Annotated in this window: 15 protein-coding genes; 3 read left to right on the top strand and 12 right to left on the bottom strand. The window is 68.4% G+C overall.

What is annotated here, in order from left to right:
- Positions 1-21 precede the first annotated feature (21 nt).
- Positions 22-1,815: a hypothetical protein gene (locus AB0310_RS07660; protein ID WP_197280914.1), complete on the top strand. Its 1,794-nt coding sequence runs from the start codon at positions 22-24 to the stop codon at positions 1,813-1,815.
- A 19-nt stretch (positions 1,816-1,834) separates the two neighbouring features.
- Positions 1,835-2,653, top strand: a complete 819-nt coding sequence (locus tag AB0310_RS07655; RefSeq protein ID WP_156366489.1) for a hypothetical protein — start codon at positions 1,835-1,837, stop codon at positions 2,651-2,653.
- A 49-nt stretch (positions 2,654-2,702) separates the two neighbouring features.
- Here AB0310_RS07655 and AB0310_RS07650 read toward each other — a convergent pair whose 3' ends face one another.
- The 12 genes from AB0310_RS07650 to AB0310_RS07595 form a co-directional block, all read right to left on the bottom strand.
- Positions 2,703-4,172, bottom strand: coding sequence for a PrgI family protein (locus AB0310_RS07650; protein ID WP_366236948.1), 1,470 nt, complete (start codon positions 4,170-4,172; stop codon positions 2,703-2,705).
- A gap of 3 nt (positions 4,173-4,175) precedes the next feature.
- A complete protein-coding gene (locus AB0310_RS07645) occupies positions 4,176-5,552 on the bottom strand; it encodes a conjugal transfer protein TrbL (protein ID WP_366237440.1) in 1,377 nt (458 codons plus the stop codon).
- A gap of 31 nt (positions 5,553-5,583) precedes the next feature.
- Positions 5,584-5,880: a DUF6112 family protein gene (locus tag AB0310_RS07640; protein WP_227007205.1), complete on the bottom strand. Its 297-nt coding sequence runs from the start codon at positions 5,878-5,880 to the stop codon at positions 5,584-5,586.
- Between the two features lie 169 nt (positions 5,881-6,049).
- Positions 6,050-6,316 carry a DUF6112 family protein gene (locus AB0310_RS07635; RefSeq protein ID WP_013601305.1) on the bottom strand — a complete coding sequence of 89 codons (267 nt, stop codon included), beginning with the start codon at positions 6,314-6,316 and terminating at the stop codon, positions 6,050-6,052.
- 6 nt (positions 6,317-6,322) lie between these two features.
- Positions 6,323-7,933 (bottom strand): M23 family metallopeptidase, encoded by a 1,611-nt coding sequence (locus tag AB0310_RS07630; RefSeq protein WP_054683034.1) that lies wholly within the window; start codon positions 7,931-7,933, stop codon positions 6,323-6,325.
- A gap of 13 nt (positions 7,934-7,946) precedes the next feature.
- On the bottom strand, positions 7,947-8,639 hold the full coding sequence (locus AB0310_RS07625; RefSeq protein WP_054683032.1) for a hypothetical protein: 693 nt from the start codon (positions 8,637-8,639) through the stop codon (positions 7,947-7,949).
- Between the two features lie 36 nt (positions 8,640-8,675).
- Complete coding sequence (locus AB0310_RS07620; RefSeq protein WP_366236947.1) at positions 8,676-9,677, bottom strand: ParB N-terminal domain-containing protein; 1,002 nt, start codon at positions 9,675-9,677, stop codon at positions 8,676-8,678.
- Entirely contained in the window at positions 9,674-10,561 is an 888-nt protein-coding gene (locus tag AB0310_RS07615) for a hypothetical protein (RefSeq protein WP_366236946.1), read from the bottom strand. The genes AB0310_RS07620 and AB0310_RS07615 overlap by 4 nt, the downstream gene beginning before the upstream one ends.
- 93 nt (positions 10,562-10,654) lie before the next feature.
- Positions 10,655-11,059 carry a hypothetical protein gene (locus tag AB0310_RS07610; protein ID WP_054683026.1) on the bottom strand — a complete coding sequence of 135 codons (405 nt, stop codon included), beginning with the start codon at positions 11,057-11,059 and terminating at the stop codon, positions 10,655-10,657.
- Positions 11,056-11,697, bottom strand: coding sequence for a DUF2637 domain-containing protein (locus AB0310_RS07605; RefSeq protein WP_054683024.1), 642 nt, complete (start codon positions 11,695-11,697; stop codon positions 11,056-11,058). The genes AB0310_RS07610 and AB0310_RS07605 overlap by 4 nt, the downstream gene beginning before the upstream one ends.
- 32 nt (positions 11,698-11,729) lie before the next feature.
- Positions 11,730-12,662 (bottom strand): bifunctional DNA primase/polymerase, encoded by a 933-nt coding sequence (locus AB0310_RS07600; protein ID WP_054683022.1) that lies wholly within the window; start codon positions 12,660-12,662, stop codon positions 11,730-11,732.
- Entirely contained in the window at positions 12,662-13,735 is a 1,074-nt protein-coding gene (locus tag AB0310_RS07595) for an ImmA/IrrE family metallo-endopeptidase (RefSeq protein WP_366237439.1), read from the bottom strand. Before AB0310_RS07595 ends, AB0310_RS07600 begins: the two co-directional genes overlap by 1 nt.
- A 310-nt stretch (positions 13,736-14,045) precedes the next feature.
- On the opposite strand from AB0310_RS07595, the gene AB0310_RS07590 reads away from it, so the two are divergent.
- Positions 14,046-14,477, top strand: a complete 432-nt coding sequence (locus tag AB0310_RS07590; RefSeq protein ID WP_054683018.1) for a hypothetical protein — start codon at positions 14,046-14,048, stop codon at positions 14,475-14,477.
- The last annotated feature ends 10 nt before the right edge of the window (positions 14,478-14,487 follow it).

The raw sequence follows: 14,487 nt of genomic DNA, 5'->3' as shown, positions 1-14,487 counted from the left end.
GTGACCAGGAGGTGTGCTGCGATGACCCAGGCGCTGTCGAAGGCGGCTGACATACTTGATGGAGGCGTCGGAGGGAGGCACGAGGCAGTCACCGGCGAGAAGGAGAGCCACATGGACGACCCGCGCGACGAGTCCGGTAATGATGACGCCGTTGGCAGGCAGACCGCAGAGGATGGTCAGGTCAGGTCCGACGCGCTTGAGCTCGCAGCGTCCACGACCCTCGTCGAGGTGACGCCAGGCGTCGCAGTCGTATTCGGCGAAGTCCCCGACGGTCTTGAACTCATCAGCCTTGACATGGTGCCGTCCTTCGACCGCGCTCAGCTCTCCACCGCTCTCGGCTCCTTCGGCAACGCAGGCACGATCGTCGGGAACGTCGCAGAGGCTGTATCGAGCGCGCAAGGCCTCTTCCGCGTCAACGATGCGACGCTGTCTCTGTTGAAGAGCGGCGGGGAGATGGCAGCAAAGGACGGCGCCAAGCTCGGGGCGATCTTCAAGAACGGTGAACTGGTCGCCCAGGCGCGATTCATCCCAGCCTCCATGACGGCCGCCACGGCGATCGCAGCTATCGGCCCGGCCGTCGCCATGATCGCGCTCCAAATGCAGCTCGGCGAGATTTCCGGCCTCGTCCGCTCCAACATCCAGCTCACGACGCAGACGCTCAAGGCCATCCGAAACGAGCAATGGGCAGAGCTTGAAGGGCTGGCGGAGTCCGTCGATGAGGCAGTCAAGGAGACCCGCGAACTCGACGCCATCACAGACTCTGTCTGGGAGCCCATCGCTCCCAGCGGTCCCAACATCCGCAAGCAATTGAAGCTATACCGCAAGAACGTGGCAGGCCATGTCCAGGAACTCGGGAAGTTGGACGGTCGCGCTCGCCGCCAGTACCTCGAATCCAACGCCGAAGCAATCGTCTTCGATACCTACGCGCTTCTCAGCTCACTCAAGACCCACGCGGAGTACCAGGCTGTCCGGGCCGCCCTCGCCAGAACACGAAGCACCAACGACGAGAGCGAAGCGCAGCTCTTCGACCGGATCGCCCGGAACACTCCCGTCGAGATCGACGAGTCGCTCTCCGAAATCCGATCGCTGACCGAGTCGCTCGTCCGCGAGTTGCGGATCATCGCCGAACTCCCCGGCCGCGCCACCGCGCCTCTCACGAAGAAGCGAAAAGACGCCAAGGCTTCTCAACTCACTTGCAGGCAGCTTCTCGAAGCGATCGACCCTTTGGCCAACATGCTCCAGCCAGCAGTCGAGATGCCAGCAGTACCAGCGGCGGTATGCGCACCCGAAGGGCTTGAACTCGATCCGTATCTGCATATCCTTCGGTGGTTCCTTGAGGATGGCGAGACGCTTCGCAGCGTGGCCTTCCCATACGAAATGGGAACTCACAACTTCGCTGGCGTCGTGCCGGCCATTCTCGCCAGAAGGGTTGATGCGACCTGGGATGCGCTCGCGCCAGGAAGAGCCAGTGCCATCGTTGAGAAGTTCGCGTCGAGCACGTTCGTAGCGGTGACTGACCGACGGATCGTCACCGCTAACCCAGGGAACCTCCTAAAGCGAGGCGAACTCGGCCCGATCTACTCCCTGGATGACGTGCGGAATGTACGCGGTCGCTCGCACCGCGGAGCGGGCGTCCGACCCACTATCGACGTGGCCACAGAGGAGCGCGACCTGCATTGGATGTTCCCCGACGCCGCGGAGCACGAGGACATCGACAGCCTGGCGGCGGCTCTCTCCGAAAGAACGCCCCACGCTGTTTCGGCCCCGACAGCGATTGAAGGACTTGCCACAGCAGACTCCGCCATCGACGCCTAGAGATTGCGCGAGTGCAGGCATGAGTGAGCAGGAAGGCTTCCGGCCGACGGGTGGGCGGGCAAAGAGCGGCAAGTGCGCGCTGTGCGGGGCCCGGGCAAGACTCACCAAGGCACACGTGCCACCGAGAGCTGCATTCAACAATGGGAGCTTCTCTTGGGGCGGCACGACAGCAGACAACCGACTTGCCCACGGGCGTCCACGACTCGGTGGCGCCAGCCTGTATGCGCATTGCGAACCTTGCCGGGCAGCCACATCCCCTTGGGATGACGAGTACATTCGGTGGGCCTACACCTTCGCAGGCAACCTGCTCCACTCCCAATGGAAGGGCGAGCGGACTCATATTGAAGGAAAGCTCAACGAGGTTCGCCCGGGCCGATTCATCCGCTCCGCGCTCGCGGGCATGACAGCGCTGACTCCGAAACTCATCGATTCACACCCTGACCTGGTCGGGGCCGTGCGGCATGGAGTCGCAGCCCCAGCGCCAAAGGGCATCCGGCTCTTGGCGGCGATCGCGCCGGACGGAGCGGCGGCGGTCCTTGAGGGAGCACACGAGGGCTTGGCCGTAAAGCTGTCGCGGGATGGTGGAAGGGACGATGAATGGACGACAACCACCACACCGACAATCTCTGCCGTGATTCACTTCCCTCCGTTCAGCTTGCTGCTCGCGGATCGCCAGCTGGTGAGCGCTTTGCCACATGCCGACTGCACGGACTGGCTAGAACTCGGGGTCGACGACCTCGCAGACGTGTCCCTGGTGCTTCCCGTGGTCGATCTGCCACGAACCCCAGACGCGCCGGTTCCTGTTTCGATGCTTCGGTTCATCGAGGCGCGAGCCTGATCCACTGCCGGAGCAAGGGTCGGGTCAAGCCGCGGCGGTGGCGGTTGACTTAGACCCGGCGGCAGAGCGGGAGCGCGGCGGCGGTGAACGCGGCGGCTTGCTGTCCGACGAGGAGCCGGGTCTCACAGGATGCCTGGATCGCGGCTTGCTCGATGGCGGCAACGGCTGCGTCGAGTTCTTCGACGGTGGGTGCGGAGACGGCGATGAGGCCGGTGTAGCGAAGGATGCCGTGTCCGGCGGTGAGGTCGGCTTCTTGTTGGAGCACGTCGTGGTACTCGGCTGTCTGGGAGGCATCTTCGATCTGGCCGATCTTCGCGCGCTGGGCCTGGTCGGAGATGTGCTCGACCTTCTTCTTGCGGATGTCGCGAGCGGCAGCATCGGAGCGCATCGGGGTGCAGATCAGCGAGAACGATCGCTGGATGCCAGTGGACAGCAACACCGGCGACAGGAACCCCGGATACACCAGCGACCGCGGCCACTCGCTGACCCAGAGCACCGCATGGTGAGCGGAGTCGGTGCGCAACCTGCCCCAGGTCTCGGTGACGGCAACCGGCCCCGCAGTCGCAAGCGACTGGCCGAGCCTCCCGTGGCGTTCCAGGGTGGCCGCGATCGCCGGGTCGTAGGCAGAGCGCAGCATCACCGCGATCTGCCCCGGTGTCATCCATCCCGACGGTGAGAGGTCGGCGGAGCGGAGCGCGGCGACGAGGGTGTTCATCTCTTGCCGCAGCACGGCGGCGGCCCCGCGTATCCCGCCTCCGGCGGTCCTGATCTGCCGTGCGCTGGTTTTCATGTCCAGTGACAGCGAGAGCGTGGTGGCGTGGCGTTCGCCGGCGGGTCCGGCGCGGTCGATGAGTTCGGCGTAGGTGTCGGCTGCCCATGAGTCGTCCGGGGTGCCGTGGGTGGCCCACCATTCGGCGAGTCCGGTTCCGGAGTCGGGGAGGGTGCGTTCGAGAACCTGTAGCGCCGCGATTCGCCCGGATCGGCAGACGGTGGCCAGGACTCGGCCCCAGGAGCTGACGCGGCGTTCCTGTTCGCCGGGATCGAGGAGCACGAACGCGGGATGGGTGACCTCACACACGACGGTCAACGTGGCGGCGTGGGGGTCGTGGATCATCCCGGCGTTGGTGTCGGGATCGGTGTACTCGCGCAGCCGCGCCATGTCGCCGGGCAGGGCGAGGGTGCCGACGGGACGCGGGACGACGATCCTGCGCCGGAACAGCAGCTGCCCGCCGGTGGTGCGCCACAGCCACCAGCAGGCGATGGGCAGCCACTCCACGATGGGCCGGCCCGCGATGGGTATCCATGTCAGCGCGGCGGCGAGTACCCAGATGGGGGCGGTGTAGGCGAGCAGCATCCCGCCGCCGGCGTAGAACGCGCCGATGAGCGTGGCTCCGCCGATGGCGAGCGTGATGAGCTGGGTCAGCGACAGGCCGAGGAGGACACCGCGGCGGGTGAGGCGGGAGAACTTCACCGGCACGAGTTCGCCCGCGGTGGGCCGGTCGTTGTTCGTGCTGCTCATCGTCTACTCCTTCGGTGGGCGGGGCGCTGGCGGCGGGGGCTGCTTCGGCGGCGGTGACGGGTCGCTGCTCGGCGGTCGTGGTGCCGGACTCGACGGCGGTGCCGCAGGCGATGCGGCGGGCGGAGGCGGTGTCTGCGCGGCCGCGTCGGCGGCATGCTCGCCCTGGGCTCCCAACGCGGTTCCGGCCTTCGGCCCGGCGGTCGCGGCACCCTTGGCGACACTCGCCCCGACCACGACCCCTGCTGCGACGGGACCGGCTGCGGCTGCGCCGCCTCCACCTGCTGCGGCCCCTCCACCGGCGGCACCTGCGCCACTGGCGGCGGGTGCCGGTGCCGGGGTCTTCGGCGGTGGCGGGGCGCTGCTCCCACCGCCAGAGCCTCCACCCGCGTTCCCGCCGCCACCGCTGGTTCCGTCGAGCACCTTCTTCGGATCGCCGCCGCCTTGCGGCTTGGCCGGGACCGGGATCGGACGGTTGAGTGCGCTCTTGGCGTCCTGCTCCGAGCCGATCGCGTGGTACATGTCGAACCCGACGAACGCGATGAACTTGTACGTCAGGTACGGGGCGAACGCGGCCATCGCCATCAGCACGATCCCCGCGATGGGGTCGCTGACCGAGGCGAGGTCCGCATCGATGGGTGCCGAGACCTGGGTGATCGCGACGAGGAACATTACGACGAGCACGAGCTTGGAGCAGATCAGCGCGACGACGAACATCGCCCACTTCCCGATCCACCCCCGCGAGGCATCCCACGAGGCACCAGAGAAGGCGAGCGGCGCGAACACGACCGCGACCAGCAGGAGCGCTTTCCTGACGAGGAGGGACAGCCACACGATCGCGGCGGCGGTGATCGCGAGTCCTGCCATGAAGATCGTAATGATCGCTCCGACACCGGGGGCGGCGATGTTGATGCCGACCAGCCCTGCGGCGAGGAGCGCGATCTTGTCGCCCATCGACTCGGTGGTCTCCCCGGCGGCCTGCACGATCCCGATGCACAGCTGGTCGACGACCTCCAACAGCAACGCAGTGAGCGTGATGACCACGAACGACCCGAGGACGGACTTCGCCAGGCCAAGGGCGGCGCGGGTGAGGGCGGTGGGGTCGCGGCGGATCAGACCGGTGATGAGTTGGAGGCAGAAGAAGATCAGCATCACGAAGACCGCGATGCCGAACAGCAGGTTGTAGACGGCGATGTAGCCGGGCTTGGTGACATCCACCAGCGTCGTGGTGTCGAAGACCGACCAGACCGCCTCGAACAGCCACCCGGCGGCGGCACCCATCGCCTGGGCGAGCCAGTCGAACGGGGCCGCAACCAGAGACGCGGCTCCTTCGCCGACGGCATCGCAGACCGAGGAGATCACGGGAACGTCGCACACGCCCATCACGAACACCAGCTCTCGACGAAAGGCGGGGTCAGACGGACTGGCCGACGTTCCAGAAGAAGTTGATGAGCGTCACGCTCGCGCCGCAGATCACCGCAGCGCCGCAGGAAACGAGGACGCCGATCTTCCCGCGCGAGGCGAGGTGCGGGTTCGAGGAGTTCGCGCCGAAGCCCCACACGATCGCGGACACGATCAACGCGAGCACGCTGAGGATCAGGCCGATGGTCATCACCGCGCCGACGATGGTGCGCAGCTGGTTGATCCCTGGCAGGCCGTTGGTGTTGGGGTCGATGTTGATGTCCATCGGCACCAGCAGCGGCGCGGACATGACGTTAGCGAGCAGATCGAACACAGTAGGTCTCCTTGGCGACGGGCGACCCGCCCACGAACTCGCGGACGGGGTACACGCCACAGGTGCACCCGCAGCCCCTCGACAGCAGACACAGCGATGCCCACGTCGGCGAGGACGTGGGCATCGAGCTCAGAGAGGTTCAGAGTCAGAGTTGCTGGCCGAGGTTGAGCAGCCAGTTCATCCAGGCCACGCCGCCTCCGGCGAGGACGGCCGCGCCGACCGCGACGAGCACTCCGATTCGGCCTTTGCTGGCGGTGGCGTAGTTGCCGTGGGCCGTGGCGATCGCCCACACGATCGCGGAGACGATCAGCATGAGGACGGCGACGATCAGGACGAACGTCAGCAGCGCGCCAACCACGGCGCGGAGGTCGCCGATGCCGCCGAGCCCGTCGAAGTCTGGGAAGACACCCATCGCCGATCACCCTGCTTTGACGGTGGCGTGGAGGTGGTCGTAGTGGCTCCCGGTGATGGAGGCGGGGTCGTGCATGCCGCCGCCGTTGTAGGGTCGCCAGCCCTGGGCGTCGCGGGCGACTGACCAGATTTGGCCTTGCCAGATCAGGTACTCGACGCCGAGCACGTCGGCGTTGTCCTTCATCCAGTTGGTGACCTTCCAGCCGGCGTCGAGCTGTGTCGGGGTGGGTCGCTGGCCGATGCGGTTGCCGAAGGTGATGTCGCACGCCCTGCCGAGGGGATGCTCGGACTTTGTGCCGGGGCGCGGTGAGTAGCAGCCCCAGCCGGTGTCGGGGAACGCGGCGAGGGTCTGCTGGTAGAGGTGGAGCATGCGGGCGGTGATCTTGCCCGAGCTGGTGGGATCGTCGACGAGCCGGTCGGGGCCCCCGTCGACACCGGTCGGCGTGCCCGCAGTGGCGTTGTTGCAGGCGGCGGGTGAACCGCTGGTTGCCGTCGGCAGGTTCGCGGCCCCGTGCTCGTTGAGCCAGGCGGCGGCATCGGTGGCCTCACCGTTCGTGCCGCCGGGCCGGACCTCGAAGTGCAGATGTGCGCCGGTGCTCATACCCGAGGAGCCGACATCGCCGATGTGCTGCCCGGCGTTCACCCGGTCTCCGCGGCGGACGTGGATGCCGCTCTGCCACATATGCGCGTACGCGGTCGCGACGGTGTGGCCGTCGATGGTGTGCTCGATGACGATGAGGCCGCCGTACCCGCCGGAGAACTCCGCGACGGTGACGGTGCCGTCGGCGGCGGCGAGGATCGGGGTGCCGTCGGGCGCGGCGAAGTCGGTGCCGGTGTGCATCTTCCGTTCGCCCGTGATCGGGTGCACCCGCATCCCGAACGGCGAGGTCAGCACCCATGTGCCCTCGGGTAGCGGGAACACCACCCGCGACGACGACACGGCCGGGCCAGTCGCGCTGCCAGCGGTACTGCCGCTGCCGGTGAGGGTGGCGAGGATGCTGTCGGCGACGGACGCGTAGTTGCGGTAGCGGTCGGGATAAGCGGACACCTCGACCGCTTGGGCGGCTTCGCCGGGGTCCATCTGTTGCCAGCCCGGGATGTCGAGCAGGCCACGCGGCGAGGGGTAGTTCGGCCCGGTCGGCCCGCCGAAGAACGCTCGCGCCTGATACTGCGGGTCCATGAGCTCGGCGACCGACCCCCACCCCGATTGCGGGCGCATCTGGAACATGCCGAGGGAGTCGTGGTCGCCGCCGTCCCCATCGTTCGGGTAGTTCGCCGACTCGGGGTAGGTGCCGGTGTTGGTGAGCATCCGCAGCGTGGACTCGGTGAGCGCGGCCATCAGCGCGATCTTGATTCCCGGCCGACCCACGTCGGTGATGCCGTTGCCGACAGAGATGATCGTTGCCGCATGCGTGAGCTGCTGACGATTCAGGGTGAAGGTCTCGCCGTTCGCGGTGGTCACGGCGAGCGAGTCCGGCATCGGGCCAAGGTTCACGCTCCCGGCAGGGGCGGCGCAGTAGGCGGCAGCGGGGTTGATCAGCACCCCGATCCCGAGGAGGGCTGCGGCGGGTGCGAAGAACAGCAGCGCCAGGGCTGCGATGGCGGCTTTGCGGAACACGACGCCAACCCCTTCAGCGCAGCGGATTGTCGAGCTGCGACAGCCGCAGCAAGTGGCAGGTCGGATAGGTCGGTGCGCAGACGACGAACACGGTGAACGCGACCGGATGCTCGCTGGTGACCGGTTGGCCGTTCCAGACCCCGGCACGATGTCGAGTACCCTCGATCGTGACGGCCGTCGTGCCTGCTGTGAGCTGCCCCGGCTGGGCCTGCGCGACAGCGTCGGCCCAGGCGTTGGGGACGTACGCGGTGTCGATGGTGAGGTGCTGACGGGTGGCGTACTGCCGCAGCTCGATCCAGGCGTCACGGGTCGGCAGGTACGCGGCCACATCGGAGGCCAGCCCGGCCTGCTCGTCCCCGCTGGGGTCTCCGACTGCGAGGATCGCCGAGGTGTAGTCCAGCGGCCACAGCCCCGACGCCGTATCCCATGCGAACAGCGTGGACGCGACACCTTGCGCGAAAGTCTCAGGATCGGCCGAACGCGGAACCACTGGAACCCGCGGCGGTCGCGGCGTGCTCGGTGCCACCGTCGGCGGTGCCGTCGTGACCGGGCCGGGCTCCGGGTCGGGATCGGTGCCGGTCCTGTTACGGGGGCCGGTGAGGAGTCCGTAGACACCGACCCCGGCCAGGAGCAGCAAGACGATGCCGGCGGCGATGAGGGCGACGAGTCGGCGGCGGTTCCGAGGATCAGTAGGTGCAGGGCTCATGCCGAGCAGGTGCGCACCCGGCACCTGTGCCCGTGGTCAGAGCGCGCGGAGGCGTGGCGGCTCCGCCGACCCCTCGCGGGCGGCTCGGAGTGCGTCGGCGAACCGGACGGTGCCGTCGGCGGTGGAGAGGAAGTTCTCGAACTGCTCGTCGGTCAACTCGCCTGCGAGTGTGTCGGCGTCGTAGTGGGTCCACCAGTTCGTCAGTTCACCCCACGTCTGGACGAATGCCCGGACTGGGTAGCGGACGGGCTGCCCGTCGTCGGTGACGAGCGGCAACCGACGCGGTGGGGTGCGCTTGCCCTTCTTGATCGACTTCGCCTGGGCCACGGCTGCCTCGGCACGGGCATGCAGTTCGGCCTCGCGCCGCTCCCGCGCGCTGGCATCGGCGTCGCGGATCGCTTGGTAGATCGGATGCACCGGTTCGCCGGCCTCGATCCGTTCCAACCCGGCGGCAGCCTCCGCGCGCAACGTCTCGGGCTGAGCGGGGTTGTTGGCGATGTCTTCGAGGTAGCCGATCTTCTCCAACGTCGTGTGCGACGCACCGCCCGGAATCATCGCCGCAGCCTGCTCGCGGGCCTTCCCGAGCGGCCCGCTCGACGGTGGTGCAAAGTTTGCACCACCGTCGTTTCCCGGCTGGTTCTCGCTGCTGAACTGCGTGGCGGACTTCCGTCGGGCGGCGTCTTCGGCCATGACCTGCTTGATCTCGCGGTAGAGGCCGGCGGCTTCGAGCTGGGTGTAGGGCTTGTGCAGCATGTTGTCGTCCTGCTCGGCGAGGAGCTGCCCGAGCCGGTCGGACAGACCGCTGCGAACCCAGACGTTGACGGTGCGCCAGCCGAGCTTCTTGATCGCGGCCAGGCGTCGTGCCCCACACACAAGCACACCATCGATGGTGATCGTGACGGGTTGCAGCAGTCCGTCGCGGTCGATGGATGCCGCGAGGGCGTCAATGTCGCCGAGGTCGGCGCGGTGCCGGGTGCCGACGAGGATCGAATCGACGGCGCGGTCGAGCTGGATGCTGCCGAGTTGTTGCTCGTTCACGACGACTCACCGCCTCCACCGCTCGGAGCGGCAAGCGCGAGCGCGAGGATGAGATCGTCGTCGCGGAGCAGCAGGTCGAGAGTCTCGCCCAGCAGGAGCCGGAGCAGGATGCCGCGACCGCTGCTGGTGGCCACGTAGGCCGGGTGCGGGCTCCCGAGCAGCGCCTTCAAGAGAGCGGCCCAGGAGCGGCGCGGCAGGTCGAGCAGTGCCCGCGCGTGCCGATCGCGGCGCAGCGCCTCGTAGGCGGACTGGCGGGTGCCGGCCTTCATCAACGCCCCGCAGACGTGCTCGACCGCGGCCCGTGCGATGTCGGTGGGCCAGTCGAGCAGGCACAGCATCGCGATGGCGTCCTCGGCCGCCGATCCAGCGGACATGCACGCCTGCGCAGACCCGAGACTGTCGCGTGGTTCCGGTTCGAGGTCGCTGGGACGCAGGTCGGTGGTGTGGAACGCGGGATGGTAGTCGGCCAGCGCGGTGTCGCGTTCGGAGAACCGTTCGGGGTCGTGGAACGCCGAGACGTGGGCGCGGCGGGCCTGGTGCACCGAGCAGAGCAGCCCTTGGGCGCGTTCCTCGTAAACGCAGGTGATCCGCACGGCGTGGGTGATGATCGCCCACGGATCATTGGCCTCGCGGGTCGAGCGGTACTGCATCGCGTCGAACGCCGCCGTGACCGCTTCCCAGGTGTCGAGCTTGTGCTTCCTCGCGAGAGCGCGGTACTTGTCGGCGGCGAACTCCATCAGGTCGCGGGCCACCGGGTCGTGAACCCAGGCATCCTCGCCGCCCTCGGCGAGACGGTTGAGCAGGGCGCGCAGGCCCTCGCCGGTGGTGAAGTCCTCAGCCTGGTCGGCCGTCGGAGCGGTACTGGTGTGGGTTGGTGTGGTCATGGTGTCGGCACCTCCTGGCAGGCAGGTGCGCGCTCGCTCCCACGAGCGCGTCCTGCATGCCGGTGCCGTCGCAGCCATGACCTCTCACCACCGTCAACTCATCGAGACCCCGGAGCGGGACATCTGCGACGCAGGTGCGGTGCTGCGCCCGAACGCCGAGATCGGCGGCAGCCGCCGGGCACGGTCCCCGAGACGACGAACACCAGCGCCAATCGGGGTGCGGGTGCGGCGTGCGAGCTCGGCCTGGAAGTCGAGGCCACGGCCGGCTGCGTGCGCCGAGTGCCGGGCGATCAGGTCGGTGGGGCGTACCCACTCCACGCCGCGGCCGGGAACGAGGGCGTGCTGCTTGTCGTCGCGGGCGACCTGCGCGGCCCGCACCGCCTCCGGCGTGCTCGTTGCCTCGACGTGCTCGGGGCGTTCCCTCGGCTCATCGGGCACCAGCCGTGCTGGATCGGGCCTTGCGGGATCGTTGCGCTGCGGGTTCTCAGTGGTGTTCATGGGGTCGTCTCCTCTCGCTCATCGACGGTGTCGGTTGTGTCAGTGAGGTGCGCGACGGCGAACCAGCGGCCCACGGTCGAGGGATGCACCCCGAGTTCGCGGGCGATCCGCTTGTTCGACCAGCCCGCCTCCCGAAGCTCCCAACCCAGCGCCCGCCGATCCGCCACAACGTCGCCCCGACGGGTCGGCTCCGCCTCGCCAGATGACAGCGCGGGCATCGACTCCGCAGTGACCGTCGGACGCGAGGCGACAGGCTGCACGCCGGGGTCGGCGGTCCGGGTGAGGATCACGGTCAGGTGCGTGATCGCAAGCAGCACGACGGGCGGAACCGCGGCGACCGAGGCCGCGAGCATCCGTGGCACGTCGGCGTCTGCGGCGACGACGGCGTGAATGGCGTTCGCTGTCACTGAGACGAGCGCGCCGCCGACCAGCAGCGCCCACGGATACCAGGCCGAGCGCTGCCCGGCGAGGGCGACGACGGCGACCGTGGCGACGACGATGATGCCGTCCACGATCAGCGGCCACGCCCACGCTTGCCCCGATCCGATCCCGGAGCGAGCGGCCAGATCGGCCAACGACGTGAACGACAGCCAGAACGCCCCGGCGGCGATGAACACCGTCCCCGCGACCGCCGTCATAGCGGCCCAGCGCCGCCCCTCCGATTCACGCCTCACAGCCCCGCCCTCCCCAGCGCTGCGGATGGTGGGCTCGCCGAACGACCGAACCAGCGACCCGCGTTCCGGCTCCGGCCGTCTGACGCGGTCTCGGATGCGGGCTGAATGGCTCGGTAGGCAGAGCGCACGGTCGTGGTGATCTCGCGATCACCCAGACCCGCCGACTGTGCCGCAGCACCCAAGGCATCGAGCGCGTCGGCGGGCGAGACGCCGTTCTCGGCGAGGCGACAGGCAGCCCAGAACAGGCCCCGGTTCCGCTCGCCCTCACCCCGCCCGGCGACCCACGCCGCCAACCGCTCAGCATCCACCTCCATCGAGCCGCTGCTGGCGCGTGGTGGTGCGACGGGGCGCGGGTCGAGAAAGTCCCGCAGCCGGGCCGCGTCCACCGTGCCGACCGAGTGCGCGGCGATGTCCGCGACCTCGTAGAGCTTCACATTGCCGTCGATGATTCGCCGGGAAGGAGGAGCGATGATGTAGCCGCCGTCGCCCCGGAAATCGACACCCGCCGTGGCTGCCTGCCACGAACGCTGCTCGCTGCCTGGTGTCGCCGGGAAGTACACGTGCGCGCCACCGGTGGGGGTGCGCACCAGCAGCCCCGCGCCATCGACGAGCCCTGCGTCGGTGGCGCGCTGGTACGCCGCGCGGCCATCGTGGGGGCCGTGGACATCGACATCCACGACGACAACGCCCGATGCCGCTCCCGTCGGGATGCCGATGTTCGCATTCGGTGTGCGCGACCACCACGCGGCAACCTGTTCCGGGTCGTTGCTCGCGTCGAGGAACCCACGGCGGGTCAGCGGACGTTTCCCCTCCACGAGGCACGGGAACACGGGCACCCCCGCCGCCGCGAGACTCCGCGCAGCCAAGGCCAGGTTTGGTGAGCGATCCACGCGAATGAGCGCCGCAAGGACATCGAATGGCTCGGGCATCACAGCCTCCGCCCCGCCAGCGCCGACGCAGCACGCGGACGATCGGTCTCTACCGCAGGCGCAGCCGTGCGGGAAGTGCGCGGACTGGGGGTGTCACGGTCGAGGCCGGGCGGGGTGCCGTCGCCGACCTGGAGCGTGTCGAGCTGGTCGAGGATCGCCAGCGCGGTCTTCCGCACCCTCTCGCCGGTGGCCTGCACCACCTGGACGGGCTCGTGGCCGTCCACTCGGGCGGCCCAGGTCGAGACGTACGGGATCGTGTACCCGGCGGTGTCCATGCCGTGCGCGGCACCGATCATCAGCGCGACGGACTCGGCTTCGACCTCGCGGATGCCGCGATGCTGCCGCGCCTCCTCGTCGTCGGGATCGTGCATCAGCACATGCGCCAACTCGTGCGCGAGGGTCTTGACCTGCGCGGCAGGGTCCATGTTCTCTCGCACCGCGACCGTGCGCGCCTCGTAGTCCGTGAGGCCGTTCGCGCCGGAGATCATCCCCTCGTGCGGCACCCGCAGCACCTCAAACCCCGCGCCGCGAATCTGCCCGGCCAGCCCCTCCCACAACCCTGACGGTGCTTCGCCTTCCAGCAGCGTCGGAGCGGGCGGCACCGGCAGCGGTTCGCCGTCGGTCTGCGAGGCGTCCCACACGTAGGCCGGGCGCGCTCCGACCATCCGCGAGCGCACCACCTCGTTGACCTTGTGCTTCTCTCGCGGCCCCAAGCGACGCCAGGAGTTCGGATCGGCAGGATTGGACGACGCGAACCGGCCCGTCACCGGCGCGAAGATCATGTACCCGGTCTGCCCTTTCATCACCTGCCGCCCGAGCCCCTGCCACTTCCGGTACCCGGCAACCAAAGTGGGGAAGGGCTCGGGCACGCGGCCCGCCTCGAACGCGGCCTCGTGCTGCACCCAGATCAGCATCGTGTTGTTGAATGACCGCGACCTGAACCGTGCGGCGAAGGCGAGCGCCTGCCGCCAGTCGTCACCCGAGACCAGCGACTCGACCGCGCCGGTCAGTTTCTCGTGCAGCTCGTCGAGCTTCGCCTCTCGCGCCGCGCGGGCGTCCTCGTTCGATGCCATGCTCCGGCCTCCTCTTCGGCGGGCCGCGCCAAGGTTGCGCGCGGCGGTACACCTGGCAGGTAGGCGCGAACACCCGCGCCCGGACCGTGAGCTGGACATCGTTCACCTCCTTGAGGCAGCCCGAGCCGAGACCGGGACGCGACATTGAGCATGCTCAAAATGTCCCGGAGTCCTGTTCTAACACCGACCGTTGAGCATGCGCAAGCCTTGATTTGTGCATGCTCAACGAGTACGGTTGAGCATGCACAACCATCCTCCGGGTGGACTACATCGATGCCTTGCCCGTCGCGAAGGGAAGGGGGTCACCGTCATGACCGAAGACGAGAGCCAGGCTGCGGCCGAAGACCTCGCCAAGCGTCTGCGGCTCCTGATGGATGTCGCTGTTGCCGAGTCCGGCACTGAGCCGACCTACTCGCAGATCGCCGACTACCTCCGCGAACGAGGCACGAACCTGTCGCGGTCGCGCTGGACGTACATGGTCAACGGCCACCGCTACGTACAGGACCCCGCCGTGTTCGAGGGGCTCGCGGAGTTCTTCGACGTGGATGCCGCGTTCCTGCTCGGCGAGGACGGTGCGGCCACTCCCGAGAAGGTCTCGGCGCAGCTCGATCTGGTTCGGTCCATGCGCGCGGCGAAGGTGAAGTCCTATGCTGCCCGCACCCTCGGCGACATCTCGCCGAAAGCACTTCATGCCATCACCAAGTTCCTGGATGAGGAAATGACACACATGCCCGAGCACTGACCGGCACCGC

The organism is Microbacterium meiriae, assembly GCF_040702565.1.
GTDB lineage: Bacteria > Actinomycetota > Actinomycetes > Actinomycetales > Microbacteriaceae > Microbacterium > Microbacterium meiriae.
Note: the sequence above shows the minus strand (reverse complement) of the source record. Positions and strands in the feature narration are given on the sequence as shown.

What these genes read in the sequence shown, in the direction of transcription:
- AB0310_RS07615 (WP_366236946.1), bottom strand. Translation starts at nt 10,561, where the DNA reads ATGACCACACCAACCCACACCAGTACCGCTCCGACGGCCGACCAGGCT.
- AB0310_RS07645 (WP_366237440.1), bottom strand. Translation starts at nt 5,552, where the DNA reads ATGGGCGTGTGCGACGTTCCCGTGATCTCCTCGGTCTGCGATGCCGTC.
- AB0310_RS07650 (WP_366236948.1), bottom strand. Translation starts at nt 4,172, where the DNA reads ATGAGCAGCACGAACAACGACCGGCCCACCGCGGGCGAACTCGTGCCG.
- AB0310_RS07595 (WP_366237439.1), bottom strand. Translation starts at nt 13,735, where the DNA reads ATGGCATCGAACGAGGACGCCCGCGCGGCGCGAGAGGCGAAGCTCGAC.
- AB0310_RS07635 (WP_013601305.1), bottom strand. Translation starts at nt 6,316, where the DNA reads ATGGGTGTCTTCCCAGACTTCGACGGGCTCGGCGGCATCGGCGACCTC.
- AB0310_RS07590 (WP_054683018.1), top strand. Translation starts at nt 14,046, where the DNA reads ATGACCGAAGACGAGAGCCAGGCTGCGGCCGAAGACCTCGCCAAGCGT.
- AB0310_RS07625 (WP_054683032.1), bottom strand. Translation starts at nt 8,639, where the DNA reads ATGAGCCCTGCACCTACTGATCCTCGGAACCGCCGCCGACTCGTCGCC.
- AB0310_RS07655 (WP_156366489.1), top strand. Translation starts at nt 1,835, where the DNA reads ATGAGTGAGCAGGAAGGCTTCCGGCCGACGGGTGGGCGGGCAAAGAGC.
- AB0310_RS07660 (WP_197280914.1), top strand. Translation starts at nt 22, where the DNA reads ATGACCCAGGCGCTGTCGAAGGCGGCTGACATACTTGATGGAGGCGTC.
- AB0310_RS07640 (WP_227007205.1), bottom strand. Translation starts at nt 5,880, where the DNA reads ATGTCCGCGCCGCTGCTGGTGCCGATGGACATCAACATCGACCCCAAC.
- AB0310_RS07610 (WP_054683026.1), bottom strand. Translation starts at nt 11,059, where the DNA reads ATGAACACCACTGAGAACCCGCAGCGCAACGATCCCGCAAGGCCCGAT.
- AB0310_RS07600 (WP_054683022.1), bottom strand. Translation starts at nt 12,662, where the DNA reads ATGCCCGAGCCATTCGATGTCCTTGCGGCGCTCATTCGCGTGGATCGC.
- AB0310_RS07605 (WP_054683024.1), bottom strand. Translation starts at nt 11,697, where the DNA reads ATGACGGCGGTCGCGGGGACGGTGTTCATCGCCGCCGGGGCGTTCTGG.